Below are 3,401 nucleotides of genomic sequence, written 5' to 3' on the forward strand. Positions count from 1 at the left end.
CTGATTGTTATGCCGCAGTCATTAGTTTAGTAAAAGTATTGGAAGACCATTTAGAAAAAGGCGAAATCGTTAGACTAGAACCTTTGGGCACGTTTCAAATAAGTGTAAAAGGAACTGCTAGCGATACCGCAGCAGGTGTTTCTAAAGATAATGTAACTCGTGCTTCAATTATTTTCCGACCAGGAAAAAAGCTAAAAAAACTAGTAGGAAATTTGTCCTATGTTCGAAAAAGAATATCGTAATCTATTTTTTTCTACATTTAGGAGTTAAAAGTTAGCACTATGAAATGGGAAGCCAAAATCATAAAACACAAAGGTGAAAAGCGGATAGCTGTTTTTTTTGAAAAAAACGCGGCATTGATAGTGCGTATAAAACAAATTGAAGGTTGTAGATGGAGTCAAACTTTAAAGCTTTGGCATTTGCCCGATACAGATGAAAACAGAAAACGTTTTAAATTACCTTTAGTGGCTGACACCTTGCCTAGTAATGAAGGAATTATACAAATAGCCAAATTTAAACAATGGTTGCGTTCTAAGCGGTATAGCGAGAGTACCATTGTTACTTACAGCGAAGCTTTAAAATCGTTTCTAGTTTTTTATAATAATAAAGCTATAGCCGATATAAGCAATGAGGATGTGATTGTATATAATAATGAGTATATTTTGAAAAGCGGATTGTCGTCATCGTATCAGAATCAGATAGTAAATTCGATTAAATTGTATTTTAAAACATGTAGAGATACTAAGATTGAAGTTGACAAGATACACCGACCAAAACGGGAAAAGGTTTTGCCTAATGTGTTGAGTAAGGAGGAAGTAAAAGCTATACTAGAAGCGCATAGCAATTTAAAGCACAAAATGATGTTGAGTTTGATCTATAGTTGTGGATTGCGTTGTGGAGAGTTATTAGCATTACAACCAGTTCATATAGATTCTAAACGTAACATTGTTTTGCTAAAAAACGCCAAAGGAAAAAAAGATAGGATTGCACCGTTGAGCCCAAAGATATTAGAGATGCTGAGAGAATATTATAAATTGTTCAAACCAACAACTTACTTATTTGAAGGACAGCATGCTGGAACGCCTTATGACAGTAGAAGTTTGCAAAAAGTATTAAAGCTAGCACTCAATAAAGCAAGGATTGTTAAACCAGTAACTTTGCATTGGCTGCGTCATAGCTATGCTACACATTTATTAGAAAGTGGTACCGATTTAAGATACATTCAAGAACTATTAGGACATAGTAGTAGTAAAACTACTGAAGTGTATACCCATGTGAGCACCAAAAGTATTCAACATATTAAAAGTCCTTATGATGATTTATAATTTTAATTTTACTATTTTTGAGAAATAAAAGGAACCAAAGGTTCGCCTATACACCCAGTTGTAGGTTGATTAGCGAACCTTTGGTACGCCTATATGCTAGTTACCTGCAAGCGTACCGAACGACACCGACAAACCTCAACAGACGGAAATGATTTATCAAAAACACATACCGAAATTTCCTCTTGACAATTATATTGACAGTATAATTTATATTGAAGGAAATAACAAAGGAACAGGACTTCCTAAAACCGCTATGAGTTTAATTTTTAATCTTGAAGACAGCTTTAAACTTTTTACTGACAAAGAATTTACAAAATATATTGACTACAAAAAACATTGGGTTGCAGGACTTCAAACCAAACCAACAAATGTAGAAAGCTATGGAACAAGCAAAATGTTGGTGGTTCAGTTTAAAACATTGGGAGCATTTATTTTTCTTAACGACCCATTACACTATTATACTGACAATTATATTTCGCTTGACAACATTTTCAACAAGGAAGCAAACGAAACTTGGGAACAATTACAAGAGGCCCAATCTTTGAACGAAAAATTCTTATTCGTTGAGAATTTTCTCTATCGCAAATTATTGACAAACAAACTACCCAACAAAAAACTTATTTCAACCATAGAAATATTATTGGACAACCGAACGAACTTATCTATAAATGAAATTTGTAAACAGTTTAATATCTCACGAAAACACTTGAATAACCTGTCAAAAGAATATGCAGGTGTTTCGCCAAAAATGCTATCGTCTTTGAATAGATTACAGACAACATTAAAAACTATTAGTTCTTCAAAATCAGATAAACTTACAAATGTTGCTTACGAGTTAGAGTATTTTGACCAAGCACATTTTAACAACGATTTCAAAAGGTTTACCAATATAAAACCCACCGAATATGTAAAATTGGTAGAGCAAAATCCAACGATGAAAATTGTCCCACATTTTATCCCTTTTCGATGATGGTTACATTTTTACAATTTCCGCCACAAAAGTTGGACTACTTTTGCAGTTCATTTAATAAAATAAAAATATGAAACGAAATATTCTTTCAGTAGTTGTAGGTTTGGCAACAGCCATAATAACTTTCTTAATTGCCGAAACCATTAATGGCAATCTGCACCCAGCACCAACAACTTTGGACTACAAAAACACTATTGCAGTAAGAGCATTTTACGAAAATCAGCCAATTTCACTTTGGTTATTGGTTTTAGCAGGTTGGGTAATTGGTTCATTACTTTGTGGGTTTTTAATAAAACTTATTAGCAAGTCAGATAACAAGAAACTTCCCATTATTGCAGGTTGTATTTTGACACTTTCAGCAGTAGCCAACTTTTTCTCTTTGCCTCACCCAACTTGGTTTATTGTAGTTGGTTTACTTGTTTTTATTCCCTCAACATTATTAGGACATAAACTTTACAAACTCAAATCAAATGGACAATAGCAAAACATTTGAAAAACTGAAATCAATTTTAAGCCAATATGAATTGCAATTATCCATATTGCACGATAAGGCAGACAATTATTACCTAAACACACCAACAACTGAAAGCAACAAAAAAGCAGAATTTTTTGGAGCAGTTCAGATAAAGAAATCGTATGTAGCTTTTCATTTAATGCCGATTTATTATTACCCTGAATTGTTTGACGACATAAGCCAAGAACTCAAAAACAGAATGCAAGGTAAATCTTGTTTTAACTTCAAAGACATAGATGACAAGCTTTTTGAAGAACTAACAGAATTGACAAAAAGTGCATTTGAAAGATACAAAGAATTAAAAAAAATTTAGTTACTTTTATAGCGACATACAGACCGAAGAAAACGCCAGCAGGTAACAGGGGTTTTGCAAAAGCTGGGCTTCTGTGCTAAATTGAACATTTGTACTTTCTATTAGCTTTTGTGCTAAATTTGAACATTAGTACTTCTAATCCCAGCCTTCGCAAAGCCCCAAAACGTCAGGTTGTGAAAAAACTTCATTTTCAATACAAATTCACCTAGTTAAAAGCTTATAAATTGGTTTTAAGCCAAGGTATATTTTGAAGTAGTTTGATTTGTTACTAGAATAATA

Annotated in this window: 5 protein-coding genes; all 5 read left to right on the forward strand. The window is 33.0% G+C overall.

From position 1 onward, the window contains the following. Window positions 1–242: HU family DNA-binding protein (locus tag G6042_RS00910; RefSeq protein ID WP_394352776.1), on the forward strand; the 242-nt coding region annotated here is incomplete at its 5' end. Between the two features lie 39 nt (window positions 243–281). Beyond that, window positions 282–1,325: a tyrosine-type recombinase/integrase gene (locus G6042_RS00915; protein ID WP_169522389.1), complete on the forward strand. Its 1,044-nt coding sequence runs from the start codon at window positions 282–284 to the stop codon at window positions 1,323–1,325. 148 nt (window positions 1,326–1,473) lie between these two features. After that, a complete protein-coding gene (locus G6042_RS00920) occupies window positions 1,474–2,295 on the forward strand; it encodes a helix-turn-helix domain-containing protein (protein WP_169522390.1) in 822 nt (273 codons plus the stop codon). Window positions 2,296–2,365: 70 nt separating this feature from the next. Beyond that, window positions 2,366–2,776, forward strand: a complete 411-nt coding sequence (locus G6042_RS00925) for a hypothetical protein (protein ID WP_169522391.1) — start codon at window positions 2,366–2,368, stop codon at window positions 2,774–2,776. Further along, window positions 2,766–3,122, forward strand: a complete 357-nt coding sequence (locus G6042_RS00930; protein ID WP_103727096.1) for a hypothetical protein — start codon at window positions 2,766–2,768, stop codon at window positions 3,120–3,122. The genes G6042_RS00925 and G6042_RS00930 overlap by 11 nt, the downstream gene beginning before the upstream one ends. The last annotated feature ends 279 nt before the right edge of the window (window positions 3,123–3,401 follow it).

It is taken from the genome of Flavobacterium solisilvae, from assembly GCF_012911605.1.
Classification (GTDB): Bacteria; Bacteroidota; Bacteroidia; order Flavobacteriales; family Flavobacteriaceae; genus Flavobacterium; species Flavobacterium solisilvae.

What these genes read in the sequence shown, in the direction of transcription:
- G6042_RS00930 (WP_103727096.1), top strand. Translation starts at nt 2,766, where the DNA reads ATGGACAATAGCAAAACATTTGAAAAACTGAAATCAATTTTAAGCCAA.
- G6042_RS00925 (WP_169522391.1), top strand. Translation starts at nt 2,366, where the DNA reads ATGAAACGAAATATTCTTTCAGTAGTTGTAGGTTTGGCAACAGCCATA.
- G6042_RS00920 (WP_169522390.1), top strand. Translation starts at nt 1,474, where the DNA reads ATGATTTATCAAAAACACATACCGAAATTTCCTCTTGACAATTATATT.
- G6042_RS00915 (WP_169522389.1), top strand. Translation starts at nt 282, where the DNA reads ATGAAATGGGAAGCCAAAATCATAAAACACAAAGGTGAAAAGCGGATA.